Raw genomic sequence first — 17153 nt, forward strand, 5'->3', positions numbered from 1 at the left:
TTCAGGACTTCTGCCCCGAAGGAAACTTGAACGCGGAGACGCGTCCTTCTTCGGAGATCAGCGTCATTCCGCGTTCGGTGTTGTCAACGTCCCTGACTGCGCCGATCGTGTAGCCCTTGGCCTTCTTGCCGGTACTCGTGCACGAGGCATACAAATCTCCGCCCGTCCCGGTACGTTGTCGATCTTCACCGGGTTCGACCGGCAGACGGATCTCCTGACTGTGGATGCAGAAGAAGGTTTCCCCGGACAGCGCGGCGCGACTTGAGCCATGAGTGGTTTCGACAATGCGGTGTCCACCGGATTTGCCGGTCACGATGTACGTTCCATCTCCGGCAGTCTCGAGCAGCATCTGTTTGCGCTTGGTGATCTTTACGGGCTTCAACTTCCACGCGGGCTTTCCGGACAGCGGGTCGTAGCCGACCAATTGTGCTTTGGCTTTGGCATAGGGGTGGTCGAAGACTCCGTCGTAGGTTCCGGACAGATAGTCGCACCGGATGGGGAAGGCCTTACCGTCGCCCAGCCGGGTCGCCGATTCACCGACGTAGAAGGAGCAAATGGTGCCGGCTCCCTTGGCTTTCCATTTCGTCTTGCCAGTGGCTCCGTCAATTCCCGCCAAAACATGGTCCGTCAACTTTGATTTGTGTTTTTTGGAGTCATCATTCCGGAGCTCGGAGCGACCGGGGATGCCGAGGTCTGCGACGTAGATTTCTTTTTTCGGCACCTTGGAGACTACGAAGCCTCTGTTGGCCGAGGCGCCGGCTCCGAAAATCTTTTCGATGTCTTTCTGCCAGGTGATCTTTTTGTTCTTGACCATGGCGAACCGCTCATGTTCTCCGAACACCACGTGGAGTCCCTGACGGTGAATCGGCTGGAATTGATCGGAGAGGGGGCTGACGGTCTTGCCTCGTTGGCTGTGGCCAGTATCGAGATCTATGCGTACCGCTTCGCTGTCGAAGTCCGGTTGTTTGAAACGCATATAACAAAGGTCGGTTCCGTCTGCACAAGCACGTGGGCGGCTTCCAACTTGTTCCGAAGTCGTCCCACGATGAACTAGCTTCCCGGTTCTCAGGTCCACGGCAACGGGAACGGTCCACCGGTATGATCCAGCGTTTTCTGTGGGGATCTTTCCTTGTTGGAGAAAGACGACGCGGGTACGGCCTTTCCTGTCTTCTGAGATTTCTGGGACGGCGGGTAGCCCTCCCGGTACATGTCCCGGGTGGTAGTCCTTGCGCCAGAGCTCCTTGCCGTTCTTGACGTTCAGGGCGACCAACTCCATGAGCTGGCCTTCGCCGGAGATGATCAGGGCAACGCCGTCCTGCAGCAGTGGTTGTCCGATGGGCTCCAGCTTCCTGGTCCAGACCGGCTTGATCTTCCCGGTGCTGCGGGGGGCGATGGATTCTGTTTGCGGGGCCTTCTTCTCGGCGCCAGGGGCAGTGGAGGATCCAGGCGGTTCCGGTGACGCCGTGCAGGCTGTGGTGAGGGCCAGCGGAAGCAGCGCAAGCGAGACGAGACTGGTGGTTATGCGGTTTCCCATGTCTTGACGCTAGCGGCGCATAAATGACGGGAACAGGAATCCGCGCAAATGTGGATAAGTCCCGGCATGGGGGTGGGGGCGGCAGCAACCGGGCCATTCCAGGCCGGGGAAGCCCCGTCGTCGTAGTCGGTGCCGTTGCATCATGCCCGGTCAGGTTCCTGTTTCGAGACCCCGACCCCAAAGTGTCGTACAAGCTTTCTAGTCTGATCTTGCTTAGAACATAGATTCGAATAGAATGGAGTGGTCGTCATGCCCCTGCGGATCCGCGGCCCCGTCCGTCACATAGTGCCCCGTGACCCACGTTGTTTTCCGGGGCGGTTTGGAGGTATCAGATGGGGCTTTTCACCCAATCCGTCGACGTGGAATGCAGCACCGCGGGACTGCCGTTGCGCCTGCGCTGGCAGGGCCGTGAATACCGCATTGCAGCGGACCCCGTGCGCTGGTTCGAGCGCCGGAAGTGGTGGGCCGAGGAAGTCCGCGCCGAACGTGGCCGCGGACCGGGACTCGTGGACCACGAGATCTGGAGGCTCCAGGTCAGGTTGGCCGGCCGGGGGCCGCTGCTCACGTTCGAGGTCTCCCGGGATGTGGAGAATGGCCGCTGGCGGCTCATTCGCATCCACGACGCCTTGCTGGAGAGCGCGTGAGCTTCACCCACCTGAACGTGGCTTCCGCGTTCAGCGCACACTACGGGGTGTCCTGGCCGCAGGACCTGGCCCGCCGTGCTGCCACCGAGGGGGCCGATGCGTTGGCCGCCACCGAACGTGATGGCCTGTACGGCGCCGTCAAGCACCTCAAGGCCTGCCGGGAATCTGGCTTGGACCCCATCCTCGGGGTGAACCTGGCAGTGCTGGGTCCGGCATCCGGCATCCCGCGGCATCCGGTGGCCGCGTCCCGTGGTCGGCCCCGGCTCCAGGTGCAGGGGCGGGTCATCGTGCTGGCCCGGGGACATTGCGCCGGCGCCGGGTACCGCGCCCTGTGCCGGCTGGTTTCCCTGGCGCATGAGGGCACGTCGGCACACCGTGGTGGCACGGCAGGCAAGCCCATCGGGGTCACCCCTGCCGAGCTGGCAACCTGCGCAGTCGACCCCGAGGAAGGCACGGTGCTGACGGTGTTGCTGGGGCCGGATTCCGACGTCGGGGAGGCAGCCCTGCGGCGCGACCTGCCCCGGGCACGCTCGACCCTGGGCACGTGGCTGACCAGGCTGGGACGTGATGCGGTGCGCGTGGAACTGGTCACCCACCTGAACACCCCGGGCGAGCGGCTCAGCAGTGCCCATGCCATCCGGATGCTCCGGGCTGCCCAGGCCCTGGGCATACCGGCGGTCCTGACCAATGCCGTGCGCTATGCCGAGGCCGATGGCGCCGCCACCGCCGACGTGCTCGACTCCGCCCGGGCGTTGAGCTCGTTGGAAACCCTGACCGACCTGCAACCCAACGGACAGGGATGGCTCAAGAGCCCCGGGCGCATGCAGGCCCTGGCCCGGGAACTCGCCCGGGAAGCGGGGGAGGGGGCGGTGGCCGCCGAGTTGCTGCGCTCCACCGCGGCGTTGGCCGATTGGGCCCGGATGGACCCCGTCGCGGACGCCGGGTGGGGGATCCCCGTCGTGCCCGAGGCCAGCGTCATCGGCATCACGGGGCGTCCGGATGCCGCTCTCGCGGCACGGTGCGAAGCGGGCATCACCCGGTTGCTGCCCCGGGAATCAGGCTCCCGGCAGCTGCGCGATCGACTGGCCCTGGAACTGGATACCATCACCGATCTGGGCTTCAGCACCTATTTCCTCACCGTCGCCGAGGTCAGTGCGATGATCGCCGAGATGGGGGTGCGCAATGCCGCCCGGGGCTCGGGGGCCTCGTCCCTGGTGAATTTCCTGCTGGGTATCAGCCAGGTGAACCCGTTGGCCCACGATCTGCTCTTCGAGCGGTTCCTTTCCCGGGACCGCACCACCTTGCCCGACATCGACATCGACGTCGAATCCGCCGAACGGCACCGGGTCTACGAGAACATCTTCGATCGGTTCGGCTCCCAACGGGTCACCCTGATGAGCATGCAGAACGGCTATCGTGCCCGCGGCGCTGTCCGGGATGCCGGGCAGGCGCTCGGCATGGAAGAGGGCGAATTGGATGTGATCGCCAAGCAGCTGTGGCGCTTCTCGGCCAGCAACTTCCGCGAGGCGCTGGAGGAGAAGCCCGAACTGCGTCCCTTCGCCGAACGGATGGGCGCCGAACGGCAGCTGGACCTGCTGGTGGACCTGACCGAACGCCTGGACCGGCTGCCCCGGCATATCTCCATGCACCCCTGCGGTGTCATCCTCGGTGACAACACCTTGCTGGATCGCACCCCGGTCCAACCCAGCGGGCTCGGCCTGCCGATGAGCCAGTTCGACAAGCACGACATGGACCCCATGGGCATGCTCAAGCTCGATGTCCTCGGGGTGCGCATGCAATCGGCGATGGCCTATGCCGTTTCCGAGGTCGTCAGGATCCACGGAGACGGCGCATCAGTGGCAGCGGCCGGATCCCATCCCCGCGGTCCCGGTGGTGTGCTGCCGGACTTCCTGGACGCGGACGGGGCGATCGCCCTGGACCGTGTTCCGCTGGATGACGAACCGACGTACGAGCTCATCCGCACCACCGATACCCTGGGATGCTTCCAGATCGAGTCCCCGGGGCAACGCGAACTGATCGGCAAGCTTGCCCCGCGTGAGTTCAACGACCTGATCATCGACATCTCGCTCTTCCGCCCCGGCCCGATGCAATCGAACATGGTCAAGCCATACCTGGAGAACCGGCACGGATTCGCCCCGGAGAACTACCCGCACCCCGACCTGAAACCAGCCTTGGCGGAAACCCACGGGGTCACGGTCTTCCACGAACAGGTGCTGCGCATCTTCGACGTTATGACCGGTTGCGGTTTGGCCAAGGCCGATGTCTACCGCCGGCTGCTCGGCAATGACCAGGCGGAGCCCCGGGTCGAGGAGCTCTACCGGGCCCGCGCCATGGAGCGGGGCTATCCATTGGGAGTCATCGACGACGTCTGGCAGACGTTGAAGGCCTTTGGCTCCTTCGGCTTCTGCAAGGCCCACGGTGCTGCCTTTGCGGTGCCCACCTACCAGTCGGCGTGGCTGAAGGCCCACCATCCGGAGGCCTTTCTCGCCGGCATCTGGGAACACGACCCCGGCATGTATCCCAAACGGCTCCTGGTCGCCGAAGCCCGCCGGATGGGCATCCCGATCCTGCCGTTGGACATCAACCGTTCCGATGCCTCCTACCGGGTCGAGCGCGTCCGGGGCCTGCTGCCACCGCCCACCGTCCCCCCGGTCTACCGTGCCCCGGGGACCATGCCGGCCGGGCGGCTGGGCATCCGGTTGAGCCTGAGTGGTATCCATGGGGTCTCGGGGACCGAGGTCAAGCGGGTCATTGCCGGGCAGCCCTATGATTCGCTGGCCGATGTGCGGGACCGGTCGGGATTGAGCCGGTCCTCGTTGCGGACGTTCGCCGCACTGGGGGCATTTGACGGCCTCCAGCAGGCCGCCGGCCGGGGAAACCGCGCCGATCTGATGCTCCATCTCGCCGGACGCCCGGCCAAGGCCCTGCCCGCACGCCACCGTCCGATCACCGGACAGCTTCCGCTACCTCTGGGGGATGTGGAATTGGGGGCTCTGACGGTGGGCGCGGCCGCACCCAGCCTGGAGGAGACCATCCGCACCGAGTTGGACCTCATGGCCGTGGATGTCAGCGGGCACCTCATGTCCTCCCACGCGCCCCTGCTCTCGAAGCTGGGGGCTACGCCGGCGAAGGACCTGTTGGGGCTGCGCAACGGAACCGAGGTCCTGGTCGCCGGGGTCCGGGTGGCCACCCAGACGCCACCGATGCGCGGTGGACGCCGGGTGGTGTTCATTTCCCTGGACGACGGCACCGGCTGCGTGGACTGCACCTTCTTCCACGAGGCCCAGCAGAACTCGGGCCCCCTGCTCTTCGCGACCCGCCTGCTGCTGGTCCACGGCCTCACCCGGCGCACCGGGCCCCGTGGAATCAGCCTGCAGGCGTTGCAGGCCTGGGACCTGGCCGATCAGGGCTCGCTTCCGGGCCCCGGACACTTATCGGACCCTTGCCGGGTGAAGGAGACCTTCACCGGTTTGCGGGGCAAGCCCGTCCGGCACGACGGCGGTGTGCAGCCGCTGGCGCGGAGGATGGAAGCCGAGGACCTGGACCATCGGGGACCGGCCGACCTACCGGAGGACTGGCCGGAAACCGGCGTCGGATAACACGGGCCGTGCCCACGACGTAGGCTGGGGCAGGACACGGCCCAGAGGCACCATCACCAGGGGGACGCACCACATGACCAGCCCGGAACTCAGCGCCTGGCCGGCGACCGATCCCCGCTACCGCAGGGCCGAGGCGTCGGCGTTCCTGGGGCGTGGTGCCGCCGTCTGGGAACGCACAAGCGCCCAAGTGCTCCGTTGGCGCGTCAAGACGGCCAGCGGGTTCACGGTGGACTCGACAGATCCGGTGTCCGTGGGGGACCGGCTGGACATCAGGGTCCACCTGCTGGGCAGGGTGATCGTCGAGCCGGTGGAGGTGACCTCCGTGATCGTGGAAGCCGACCGGGTCGGATTCGCCTACAAGACCAGGCCGGGCCACCCGGTAGAGGGCGAAGAGGCATTCATCGTGCATCGTCATGACGACACGGTGAGCTTCACGGTCAGATCCCTGACCCGGGCGGCACCCCACCAGCCGTGGCGGGGACTCTTCCCCCTCCTGCTGATCGCCCAGCGCGTCGTCCGACGACGGTACCTGCGCGCCTTGCGCTGATCCTGCGGGACAACGCACAACCCGGATTGGTTCGGGCGCGAACCCGTCGGTTAAGCTGGACCCTGGCTGGCTGTGGTCACCGTATGCCACAAGTCATGAAGCCCCCAACGAACCAGGAGACCCACGTGTCAGAGCAGATCACCCTCAGCGTCGACGGAGCACAGCGAGAGGTGGCTGCGGGCACTACCGGCGCCGAGCTGTACTTCGACGATCGTGACGTCGTCGTCATGCATGTCGATGGGGTCCTGCGCGACCTGTCGCGCGAGCTCGAGGCGGGCACCGTCGTCGAACGGGTGACCATCGATTCCCCCGCGGGCCTCGAGGTCCTGCGCCACTCGACCGCACATGTGATGGCCCAGGCTGTCCAGCAGCTGCGCCCCGAAGCCAAGCTCGGCATCGGCCCCTACATCACCGACGGTTTCTACTTCGACTTCGACGTCGACGAGCCGTTCACCCCCGAGGACCTGAAGGCCCTCGAGAAGATGATGCTCAAGATCGTCAACCAGAACCAGAAGTTCGCCCGCCGGGTGGTCAGCGAGGATGAAGCCCGCGAGGCCATGGCCAACGAGCCGTACAAGCTCGAACTGCTGGGCAAGTCCAGCGACGCCGATGAGGTCGGCGAGGGCGCCAACATCGAGGTCGGCGCCGGCGAGATCACCATCTACGACAATGTCGACCGCAAGTCCGGGGACATCGTCTGGTGCGACCTCTGCCGCGGCCCGCACCTGCCCAACACCAAACTGATCTCCAACGCCTTCGCCCTGACGCGGACGGCTGCCGCCTACTGGCTGGGCAACGAGAAGAACAAGCAGCTCCAGCGCATCTACGGCACCGCCTGGCCGACGAAGGCGGATCTGAAGGCCTACCAGGAGCGGCTGGCAGAGGCCGAGCGCCGTGACCACCGCAAGCTGGGCGCTGAGCTGGACCTGTTCTCCTTCCCCGACGAGCTCGGGTCAGGCCTGCCGGTCTTCCACCCCAAGGGCGGCATCATCCGCCGGGCCATGGAGGACTACTCGCGCCAGCGCCACGAGGAAGCCGGATACGAGTTCGTCTACACCCCGCACATCACCAAGGGCCACCTCTACGAGATATCCGGCCACCTGGACTGGTACCGCGACGGGATGTTCCCCCCGATGCACGTCGACGAGGAACTCAACGACGACGGATCGGTGCGCAAGCCCGGCCAGGACTACTACCTGAAGCCGATGAACTGCCCGATGCACAACCTGATCTTCGCTTCGCGCGGGCGGTCCTACCGCGAACTGCCCCTGCGGCTGTTCGAATTCGGGTCCGTCTACCGCTATGAGAAGTCCGGCGTCGTGCACGGTTTGACCCGCGTGCGCGGCATGACCCAGGACGATGCCCACATCTACTGCACCCGCGAGCAGATGAAGGATGAGCTGACCACCACACTGCAGTTCGTCCTGGACCTGCTCAAGGACTACGGCCTGGATGACTTCTACCTCGAGCTCTCCACCAAGGACCCCGAGAAGTACGTCGGCAGCGATGACGCCTGGGATGAGGCCACCCGGACCCTGGAAGAGGTCGCCACTGCTTCGGGCCTGGAACTGGTCCCGGATCCGGGCGGAGCGGCCTTCTACGGTCCGAAGATCTCCGTGCAGGCCCGTGACGCCATCGGCCGGACCTGGCAGATGTCCACGATCCAGCTGGACTTCAACCTGCCGGAGCGCTTCGACCTGGAGTTCCAGGCAGCCGACGGCTCCCGCCAGCGTCCGGTCATGATCCACCGCGCCCTCTTCGGGTCGGTGGAACGCTTCATGGGCGTGCTGATCGAGCACTACGCCGGTGCGTTCCCCGCGTGGCTCTCGCCCGTCCAGGTCCTGGGCGTGCCCGTGGCCGAGACGTTCAACGACTACGTCCAGGACATCGTTGCCCAGCTCAAGGCCCGGGGCATCCGTGCCGAGGCCGACCTGGGTACCGAGCGCTTCCCGAAGAAGATCCGCAACGCCTCCAAGGACAAGGTCCCGTTCGTGCTCATCGCCGGTGGTGAGGACGCCGAAGCGGGAGCCGTCTCCTTCAGGTTCCGCGATGGCAGCCAGGACAACGGCGTGCCGGTAGCCGAGGCCGTCGAGCGCATCGTCGCCGCTGTGAAGAACCGGGAGGCGTAGTCCATGGGGACCCCGGAACACGACGAGGACATCACCGACGACTTCGAACTGGCCGGGGTCCCGGACTCCTTCCAACGGCTCTGGACGCCCTATCGGATGGCGTACATCAAACGTGGCCAGGGCCAGGTCACCGACGAGGATGACTGCCCGTTCTGCACCGGCCCGCAGCGCAGCGACGAGGAATCCCTCATCGTGCACCGCGGCAAGACGGCGTTCGTGGTGCTCAACCTCTTTCCCTACAACTCGGGCCACCTCCTGGTGTGCCCGTACCGGCACGTGCCTGACTACACGGACATCACCGTGGAGGAGACCGCCGAGATGGGCGCCCTGGCCCAGCAGGCCATGCGCGTGTTGCGTGCGGTGGCCAAGCCCACCGGATTCAACCTGGGCATGAACCAAGGGGTCTCCGGCGGCGCGGGGATCGCGGCCCACCTGCACCAGCATGTGGTCCCGCGCTGGAGCGGGGACGGGAACTTCTTCCCGATCATCGCCCAGACCAAGGCCATCCCCGCTGTCCTCGGGGACATCCGCCAGGACATTGCCGATGCCTGGGCGGACCATCAGTAGGTTGCACAGCCTCAGCTGTGCGCTCCCGCCCGGGTGGGCTACCAGCAGGTAGCCTGCAGGGTGCTTCCGTGTGACGTCACGGTGGACGGTGATGGGTGGCACAGAGGCTTAGGATGGAACGTACTCCTCCACCGTTTTGAAAGGACCCGACGTGTCCAGCACTGAAAACACCCCCGCGCAGCCTTCCACCACAGGCAGCTCCCGGGTGAAGCGCGGCATGGCCGAGATGCTCAAGGGAGGCGTCATCATGGATGTCGTCACCGCCGAGCAGGCCCGCATTGCCGAGGATTCCGGCGCCGTGGCCGTGATGGCCCTCGAGCGGGTCCCGGCAGATATCCGCGCCCAGGGCGGCGTATCGCGCATGTCCGACCCCGACATGATCGACAGCATCGTCGAGACCGTCTCCATCCCCGTCATGGCCAAGGCCCGCATTGGACACTTTGTCGAGGCGCAGATCCTGCAGTCCCTCGGTGTCGACTACATCGACGAGTCCGAGGTCCTGACCCCGGCCGACTACGTGAACCACATCGACAAGTGGGACTTCACCGTTCCGTTCGTCTGTGGCGCCACGAACCTCGGGGAGGCGCTGCGTCGCATCAACGAGGGTGCCGCGATGATCCGCTCCAAGGGCGAGGCCGGCACCGGCGATGTCTCCAACGCCACGGGACACATGCGCAAGATCCGTTCCGAGATCGCCCGCCTCTCCTCGCTGGCCGAGGATGAGCTGTACGTGGCCGCCAAGGAACTCCAAGCACCGTACGAGCTGGTGCGCGAAATCGCGCAGACCGGCAAGCTCCCCGTCGTGCTCTTCACCGCCGGTGGCATCGCCACCCCCGCCGACGCCGCGATGATGATGCAGCTCGGCGCGGACGGCGTGTTCGTCGGTTCCGGCATCTTCAAGTCAGGCAACCCGGCACAGCGTGCCGCCGCCATCGTGAAGGCCACGACCTTCCACGACGACCCGGACGTCATCGCCCAGGTCTCCCGTGGATTGGGCGAGGCCATGGTCGGCATCAACGTCGAAGAGCTCCCGGAGCCGCACCGGCTCTCCGAGCGCGGCTGGTAGACACCGGCTCACGACACGGCTGGCCGCTCCCCTCGGGGAGCGGCCAGCCGTCGTTTAACCGGATGGATGGCCGGCGCAGACGACGCTACTGGACCAGGTGACGGCCCTTGCCGATCAGATCCATGCCGTTGGCCCTGAAAAAGGCGGACGCCCCGGGCGTCGAGGCGGCCAGCAGCTGGTCCGAGCTGCCGATGGAGCCCAGCGGGCGCGCCAGTGCAGCCAACAAGGCGGTACCGGTACCGCGGCGGCGGGATGACGGGCCGACGGCGAGGTCATGCACTGACACATCGCCGCCGTCGTGCCGGTAGGCAAGACCGCGTCCCACCAGCTCACCGGAGTGGGTGCGGGCGACCGCATGCTCGATGTGACCGGGGTCCACGATGGAGAGTTCGTCGGCGTCGGGCCCGGTGGCCTCGGGCAGATCGGGAGTCAACTGGACGCGGCCGTCCCATTGCTGGTGCTCCCGGGACGCCTCGGCGACGTCATCGAAGCTCCCTGCATGCCAGAAGACCGGAGGGGCATCGCGGAAGCCCAGGTCCACCAGGTCGGTATCCCGTGCGGCGGCATTGAGCCAGACATGGACCTCGCGGGCGCCCAACCGGGTGCCTTCGGCCAACCCCGGGCGCAAGCCTGCCGCTTCCGGGCGGGCGGGAAAGAGGAGGACCAGGCGGGCCCGGCTCGGTTGCCATACCCACTGGCAGCCGTGCGTGGAGAACTCGCGGCCGCCAGTTGCTGCGGCGAGCGAGCGGTTCCAATCGGCACAGGCGGTTTGCGCGCCGGAGATGGTCGTCACCGGGAGACCCCATCGAGTCCGCGGCGTACGAGCAGTGGCTCGAGCCGTGCCGGCCGGCCACGGAAGTCCTCGTACGATTCCAGCGGATCGCGGGTATTGCCGCGGGCGAGCAGTCCGGCACGGAACCGGTTGCCATTTGCCCGGGTCCCGCCACCGTTCTCCGCGAACCATTCCACGGTGTCGGCGTCGAGCACTTCACTCCAGATGTAGGAGTAGTACCCGGCCGAGTATCCGCCGTCGAAGATGTGCTTGAAATAGCCGGAACGGTACCTCGGCGCAATGACGTCGGGGTTGAATCCGGCCTCGCGCAGGACCCGCTCCTCGAAGGCCAGCGGATCGCCCGGGTCCTCGCCGGGGGCCAATGAATGCCAGCCGAGGTCCAGCACTGCTGCCGCCAGGTACTCCGTGGTTCCGAAACCCTCGCCCCACAGTGCGGCTGCGTGGATCCGGTCCAACGCGCCGTCGGGCAGGGCCTCGCCGGTCTCGACGTGGCGGGCATAGGAGCTGACCAGCTCCTCGTCGAATTGCCACATCTCGTTGACCTGGGAGGGGTACTCCACGAAGTCGCGGGGGACTGCCGTTCCGGACAACGAGGGGTAGATCCCGTCGGCAAACAGTCCGTGCAGGGCGTGTCCGAACTCGTGGAAGAGCGTGCGCACCTCATCGAGGGTGAGCAATGCCGGTTCCCCCTCGGCGGGGGCCGGGATGTTGAGGTTGTTGGTGACCACGGGCAGCTCGCCGAACAGGGAGGCGCCGACCCGGATGCTGTTCATCCACGCCCCGCCTGCCTTGGTCGGCCGGGCGAAGTAGTCCCCGAGGAACAACCCGCGGGTGCTGCCATCGGCGTCGGTGACCTCCCAGATGCGGGCGTCCGGGTGGTACAGCGGCAGGTCGTGCCGTTCGGTGAAGCTGATGCCGTAGAGCCGGGTCGCCGCCGCGAAGACCCCCTCGTGGATGACCCGGTCCAGTTCGAACCAGGGCTTCAGCGCTGCGGCATCGACAGCGTAGCGTTCGCGTTGCACCCGCGCGGAGAAGTAGGCGCGGTCCCATGGCTGTATCGCCTGTCCGGCCACCTCGGCCATGACCGCGTCTTCCGTCGCCGCGTTGGCCACCGCCGGGGGAACCAACGCCGCGAGGCGTTCCCTCACGGCGTGAAGGGAGGGGGCGGTCTGCGCTTCCAGCACAACGGCAGCATGGTTCGGATATCCCAGCAGTCCGGCCCGCTCGGCACGCAACCGGGCCATCGACGCGGCCAGGTCCAGCGTGCGGTGCGGGCCATCCTGGCCCCGCCCGGTGGAGGCCTCGAACAGGCGCCGGCGGGAATCCGCGTTTTCCAGGCGTGCCAGTGCCGGCTGGTGGGTGGGCAGGACCAACGTGAGGAGGTAGCCGCCGTCGTGCCCTGCCTGGGTTGCGGCGCGGGCGGCGGAGGCGATCTCCGCCTCGGAGAGCCCCGCGAGGTCGGCGGCGTCGACGAAGTGCACCGCAGCGTCGTTCATCCCGGCGAGCAGCGCGGTGGAATACCTGGTCGAGAGTGCGGAGATCTCGGAGTTCAGCTCGCGCAACCGCGCCTTGTCCTGCGTCCCGAGGCCGGCCCCTGCCCGACGAAACGCCTTCAGCGTCTCCTCGCTGAGCCGCGCCCGCTCACCGTCGAGCCCGCCGGCCGACGCCACCGCCTCCAGGCGGGCGTTCAGCCCGGCATCGAGGTGCACGGTGTCGGCGTGTTCGGTCATCAGCGCCTGGATCTGCCCGTCGGCGGCGAGGATGTCCGGCGTCCCGTGCGAGGGCTTGACGTTCGAGAACGCCATGATGGCCCGGCGCAGGGTTTCGCCGCTCGCCTCGAAGGCCTCCGTGGTGTTGGCGAACGTCGGTTCCTCGGTGGAGGACGTGATCGCCTCGATCGCTGCGAGCTGCTCGGCGATGCCCTGCCGGACCGCGTCGACGTAGTCCTGGGCCGTCAGCGTGTCGAAGGCGGGCATCTCGAACGGCAGCGGGCTCGGCGTCAGCAGGGGATTGGTCATGAAGGCAGTTTTTCACACCCCGGGGCCTTGCGCGACGCATACCATCGAGGCATGACGATTGCCGCCGCCCCCACCGGACACGGAGATCGCGAGCCGGCGGTCCCGCGACACAGGTTCCGGCCGGCAGCAGGCCTGGCGGTCGCCTGCGCTGTGGCTCTGCTGCTCGCCGGGTGCACGCCCTCCGACGGGCCGGTGGCCGGCGGTTCCACGGCGGTGCCAACGCACCCTTCGACCTCCACCGGCGCCGCAACCCCCTCAACCCCCCAGGCCTCCGGGGCTGCCCGGTCTTCCGCGGCGGCCCCGGAACGGGTATCCGTGGCGGTGACCGGGGATGTGCTGCTGCATCCACCGCTTTGGGCCCAGGCCCGCACTGACGGCACGGCGGCGCAACCGGACTTCCGCCCGCTGCTCTCGGGGGTGGAGCCCTTTCTGGAAGACGCCGATCTGGCAGTCTGTTCGCTGGAGACCCCGGTGGGTGACGCCGACGGCCCCTATAGCGGCTACCCCTCGTTCGTGGTGCCGCCACAGATCCTGCCGGCGCTGAAGTCCACCGGATACGACGCCTGCACCACCGCCACCAACCATGCCATCGACGCCGGGACGGCCGGGCTGGAACGCACCTTGGATGGGCTCGATCAGGCGGGCTTGCGCCATACCGGAACGTACCGCACCGCGGCCGAGGCGGCCCGGCCGCTGATCCTGGACGCGCAGGGAGTGCGCGTCGGCATCGTCACCGCGACCTTCTCACTCAACGGCCTGCAGCCCGACACGGGCTGGCGGGTCGACCTCATCGACACCGACCGCATGATCGCCCAGGCGAAGGCAGCCCGGAAGGCAGGCGCCGACGTCGTTCTCGCGGGGTTCCATGCCGGCCAGGAGTATTCCAGCCGTCCCACCGCAGACCAGCGCCGCACCGCGCGTGCCCTGGCCGGCAGCGGTGTCTTCGATGTCGTCTACTCCCACCACACGCATTCGGTCTTGCCGTTGGAGAAGTACGACGGCGTCTGGATCGCCTATGGTCTGGGCAACAGTGTTTCCGCCCATGCCACGGACCTGGCGGTGAACCGGGAAGGGGTGAGCCTGAAACTGGAGTTCACCCGCACCGCCACAGGGTGGAAGACCTCCCCGCCGCGGTGGGCCGCCCACATCATGGCCCAGGATCCGGTGCGCTGGTGTGCGCTTCCGGCAAAGACACCCTGCACCACCGCCCGCGGGGACGCAGCCTCCCTGGAACGCACCCGCACCACGCTCAACGCCCTGGGTGCCGACGATGCGGGCGCCAAGCCGTGGGATCCCGGCGCCAGCTGATCCGCATCCCGGGGCTGCGGGGCGGTGGACGCGGCCGGAAGACGGGGCGTGTCGCCGGCCGCGCGGCGGGAGTCCACGCCGAACTATGCTGGAGCGTCCCCATTTCCCGGCCGCCACGGTGCGGCCCGATGTCCGGTCCGTGCCGGAAGAGGCGGTTGCGCATGCTCACAGTTGGTGTCCTGGCCCTGCAGGGCGACGTCCGCGAACATGTGGCGGCGCTCCAGGCCTGCGGTGCGACTGCCGTTCCGGTGCGGCGCCCGCAGGAACTCGACGGTCTGGACGGGCTGGTCCTGCCGGGCGGCGAATCGACCACCATCGACAAGCTGGCCCGGATGTTCGGCGTCGCCGAACCGTTGAAGCAGCGCATCGCCGACGGATTCCCGGTCTACGGATCCTGTGCCGGGCTGATCCTGCTGGCCGATCGCATCGTGGACCCGGCCACCGATGGGGCGGGCGCGCCCCAGCAGAGTTTCGGGGGCATCGACATGACCGTGCGCCGCAATGCCTTCGGCCGGCAGGTCGAGTCCTTCGAGACCGACCTGGACTTCGCCGGGCTCCAGGGATTGCCGGGCCCCGATGGGGCAACGTCGGGCGCCGTGGCCGACCCGGTGCACGCCGTGTTCATCCGCGCCCCGTGGGTGGAAAGCGTCGGCCCGGACGTCCAGGTCCTGGCCTCCGTGCAGGTGCCCAGCGGGCCGCTCGGTGCGGAATCGCCAACGGACAGTAGAATCGTTGCAGTACGTTCGGGATCGCTGCTGGCCACCTCCTTCCACCCGGAGGTCACGGGGGAGCGCCGGATCCACGAACTTTTCATCCAGCTGATCAAGGGAGAAGCGTAAGCATGTCAGGCCACTCCAAATGGGCAACGACCAAGCACAAGAAAGCCGTCATCGATTCACGGCGTGCCAAGTCGTTCGCCAAGCTCATCAAGAACATCGAAGTCGCAGCTCGTGCGGGCGGCGCCGACATGGCCGGCAACCCGGCCCTGGAAGTCGCCGTGTCCAAGGCGAAGAAGACCTCGGTCCCCAATGACAACATCGACCGGGCCGTCAAGCGCGGTGCCGGACTCACCGGCGAGGTCATCGACTACGCCGAGATCATCTACGAGGCCCGCGGCCCCCAGGGATCCGCACTGCTGGTCGAGTGCCTGACGGACAACAAGAACCGCGCCGCCTCCGAGGTGCGCCTGGCCATCACCCGCAGCGGCGGCACCGTCGCCGACCCGGGCTCCGTCGCCTACCTCTTCGCCCGCAAGGGGGTCGTCTCGCTGCCCAAGAAGGACCTGACCGAGGATGACATCCTCATGGCGGTCCTCGAGGCCGGTGCCGACGAGGTCAAGGAGTCCGGCGACAGCTTCGAGATCCACTCCGAACCGACCGATCTGCGTGCCGTGGTCAAGGCGCTGGAGGAAGCCGGCATCGAGTACGAGTCCGACGAGGTCGAATTCGTCCCGTCCATGCAGGTGGACCTGGACGCCGACGCGGCCCGCAAGTTCCTCAAGCTGACCGACGCCCTGGAGGACCTGGACGACGTGCAGAACGTCTACTCCAACGCCGACCTCTCCGAAGAGGTCATGGCCGAGCTCGAAGCGGACGACTAGCACCGTCGTGGCATTGCGTGTGGTCGGCGTCGACCCGGGTTTGACCCGCTGTGGGTTGGCCGTGGTCGACGTCGAACCCAACCGCCGGGCCACCCTGATCGACGTCACCGTGGTCGGCACGACCCCGGACACCCCCTTGGACCAGCGCCTGCTGGCCATCGCCGAGGGCATCGACGTCTGGTTGGACCGGCACCGCCCGGATGTGCTCGCCGTCGAACGGGTCTTCAGCCAGCTCAACGTCAGCACGGTGATGGGCACCGCCCAGGCCTCGGGGATCGTCATCGTTGCCGCCGCGCGCCGCGGCATCCCGGTGGCACTGCACACGCCCACCGAGGTCAAGGCGGCAGTCACCGGCAGCGGCCAGGCCAACAAGGCGGCGGTCGGCAAGATGGTCGCCAAGATCCTGCGCCTGGACGCACCGCCCACACCCGCCGACGCCGCAGATGCCGCGGCGCTGGCCATCACCCATGGCTGGCGTGGGGCGGCACCGGGAGCCCAGGCTTCGGTCGGGGTCAGTGGCGGATCCAGCGGGCTGACCCCCGCCCAGCGGGCCTGGGCCGCCGCGGAAGCGACGGCACGGTCGACCCGGGCGCCGCGTCGCTGAACCGCCGGGGCCGGGTCACCGGGTAGGGTATTCGTAGATATGTTCGGATACCGCCTGGCGGTCCCCGACACCAGTACGACGCCGGAGGAAGGCTTTCCATGATCAGTTCCCTGAACGGCGTGGTCACCCATGTGGCCCTGAACAGCGCAGTCATCGAGGTGTCCGGGTTCGGGATGCTCATCCAGGCCACGCCCCAGACCCTCTCCGGGCTCCACGTGGGACGTGATGCCCAGGTACACACCTCCCTGGTCGTCCGCGAGGATTCGATGACCCTGTTCGGCTTCGCCACGCCGGGGGAGCGCGAGGTCTTCGAGGTGCTGCTCTCCGTGGCCGGCGTCGGACCGCGTCTGGCCCTGGCGGTATTGGCGGTGCACAGTCCCGAGGACGTGCGCGTCGCTTCCGCCGGTGGGGACACCAAGGCCTTCACCCGGGTTCCGGGTATCGGCCCCAAGGGCGCCCAGCGGATCGTGCTGGAACTCGCGGGCAAGCTGGCCCCGACCGGTGAGGCGAGCACCGCGGTCCCGGCCGCCGTCGTTCCCGCATGGAAGGAACAGGTCCTGCAGGCACTCGTGGGGCTGGGCTGGACAGAAAAGGACGCCGAGAAGGCGTTGGCGTCCACCGCGAAGGCCGAACCCGACCTCGTGGCCGGTGGCCAGGTCGGGGAAATCCTGAAGTCCGTCCTGCGCGACCTGGGTCGCGGAGCCTCGGTCGGCGGACGCTAGG

At 67.4% G+C, this 17153-nt stretch carries 14 protein-coding genes; 11 read left to right on the top strand and 3 right to left on the bottom strand.

Annotated features, from left to right (window positions below):
* Nucleotide 1: 1 nt before the first annotated feature.
* Nucleotides 2-1534, bottom strand: a complete 1533-nt coding sequence (locus tag ABD088_RS06200) for an outer membrane protein assembly factor BamB family protein (protein ID WP_343900823.1) — start codon at nt 1532-1534, stop codon at nt 2-4.
* A gap of 332 nt (nt 1535-1866) precedes the next feature.
* Here ABD088_RS06200 and ABD088_RS06205 point away from each other — a divergent pair, with 332 nt between their 5' ends.
* From ABD088_RS06205 to pdxS, 6 genes are all read left to right on the top strand, one after another.
* On the top strand, nt 1867-2178 hold the full coding sequence (locus ABD088_RS06205) for a DUF6504 family protein (protein WP_343900825.1): 312 nt from the start codon (nt 1867-1869) through the stop codon (nt 2176-2178).
* Nucleotides 2175-5798: a DNA polymerase III subunit alpha gene (locus ABD088_RS06210; RefSeq protein ID WP_343900827.1), complete on the top strand. Its 3624-nt coding sequence runs from the start codon at nt 2175-2177 to the stop codon at nt 5796-5798. The genes ABD088_RS06205 and ABD088_RS06210 overlap by 4 nt, the downstream gene beginning before the upstream one ends.
* Before the next feature lie 73 nt (nt 5799-5871).
* On the top strand, nt 5872-6345 hold the full coding sequence (locus tag ABD088_RS06215) for a DUF1990 domain-containing protein (protein WP_343900829.1): 474 nt from the start codon (nt 5872-5874) through the stop codon (nt 6343-6345).
* Between the two features lie 95 nt (nt 6346-6440).
* Nucleotides 6441-8474, top strand: coding sequence for a threonine--tRNA ligase (gene thrS / locus ABD088_RS06220; protein WP_372711119.1), 2034 nt, complete (start codon nt 6441-6443; stop codon nt 8472-8474).
* A gap of 3 nt (nt 8475-8477) precedes the next feature.
* Entirely contained in the window at nt 8478-9041 is a 564-nt protein-coding gene (locus ABD088_RS06225; protein ID WP_343900831.1) for an HIT family protein, read from the top strand.
* 136 nt (nt 9042-9177) lie between these two features.
* Nucleotides 9178-10107, top strand: a complete 930-nt coding sequence (gene pdxS, locus ABD088_RS06230; protein WP_372711121.1) for a pyridoxal 5'-phosphate synthase lyase subunit PdxS — start codon at nt 9178-9180, stop codon at nt 10105-10107.
* A gap of 85 nt (nt 10108-10192) precedes the next feature.
* On the opposite strand, the gene ABD088_RS06235 is transcribed toward pdxS, so the two are convergent.
* Nucleotides 10193-10900 (bottom strand): GNAT family N-acetyltransferase, encoded by a 708-nt coding sequence (locus tag ABD088_RS06235; RefSeq protein WP_343900835.1) that lies wholly within the window; start codon nt 10898-10900, stop codon nt 10193-10195.
* Nucleotides 10897-12918, bottom strand: a complete 2022-nt coding sequence (locus ABD088_RS06240; RefSeq protein ID WP_343900836.1) for a M3 family metallopeptidase — start codon at nt 12916-12918, stop codon at nt 10897-10899. The genes ABD088_RS06235 and ABD088_RS06240 overlap by 4 nt, the downstream gene beginning before the upstream one ends.
* Nucleotides 12919-12969: 51 nt before the next feature.
* Here ABD088_RS06240 and ABD088_RS06245 point away from each other — a divergent pair, with 51 nt between their 5' ends.
* The 5 genes from ABD088_RS06245 to ruvA all read left to right on the top strand — a co-directional run bounded on the left by ABD088_RS06245 (nt 12970) and on the right by ruvA (nt 17152).
* On the top strand, nt 12970-14226 hold the full coding sequence (locus ABD088_RS06245; protein ID WP_343900837.1) for a CapA family protein: 1257 nt from the start codon (nt 12970-12972) through the stop codon (nt 14224-14226).
* A gap of 128 nt (nt 14227-14354) precedes the next feature.
* Nucleotides 14355-15065 (top strand): pyridoxal 5'-phosphate synthase glutaminase subunit PdxT, encoded by a 711-nt coding sequence (gene pdxT, locus ABD088_RS06250; RefSeq protein WP_343900838.1) that lies wholly within the window; start codon nt 14355-14357, stop codon nt 15063-15065.
* A gap of 2 nt (nt 15066-15067) precedes the next feature.
* A complete protein-coding gene (locus ABD088_RS06255; RefSeq protein ID WP_343900839.1) occupies nt 15068-15826 on the top strand; it encodes a YebC/PmpR family DNA-binding transcriptional regulator in 759 nt (252 codons plus the stop codon).
* A gap of 7 nt (nt 15827-15833) precedes the next feature.
* On the top strand, nt 15834-16430 hold the full coding sequence (ruvC, locus tag ABD088_RS06260) for a crossover junction endodeoxyribonuclease RuvC (protein WP_343900841.1): 597 nt from the start codon (nt 15834-15836) through the stop codon (nt 16428-16430).
* Nucleotides 16431-16528: 98 nt separating this feature from the next.
* Complete coding sequence (ruvA, locus tag ABD088_RS06265) at nt 16529-17152, top strand: Holliday junction branch migration protein RuvA (protein ID WP_343900842.1); 624 nt, start codon at nt 16529-16531, stop codon at nt 17150-17152.
* The last annotated feature ends 1 nt before the right edge of the window (nt 17153 follow it).

The organism is Arthrobacter rhombi, from assembly GCF_039526245.1.
Taxonomy (GTDB): Bacteria; Actinomycetota; Actinomycetes; order Actinomycetales; family Micrococcaceae; genus Arthrobacter_H; species Arthrobacter_H rhombi.